Raw genomic sequence first — 253 nt, forward strand, 5'->3', positions numbered from 1 at the left:
GTATCGCCAAAATTCTAACATGTTATCTTGACTCCAAAAGTTAATTTCCATGTCATGACCTACTCTCTCGAATAGCATTAATGACGACTTTAAGTAGCATGCCAACAGCTATAATAGCGACAACGATCATTAAAAATGATGCGACTAACCTTAAAATAAAGCCAAAACTATCCCAAAAAAACGACCAATCCCACACGTTCGATACGTCCATTACATCACCCCTTACAGTTTGGTTTTTTGATAAATTTCTTTG

General features: G+C 36.0%; 1 protein-coding gene. It reads right to left on the minus strand.

Annotation, left to right across the window (positions count from 1 at the left end):
- Positions 1-52 precede the first annotated feature (52 nt).
- Positions 53-253, minus strand: a 201-nt coding sequence (locus tag B494_RS0118535) for a hypothetical protein (protein ID WP_241211444.1), incomplete at its 5' end; no start/stop codon positions are given.

It is taken from the genome of Amphibacillus jilinensis Y1 (assembly GCF_000306965.1).
Classification (GTDB): Bacteria; Bacillota; Bacilli; order Bacillales; family Amphibacillaceae; genus Amphibacillus_C; species Amphibacillus_C jilinensis.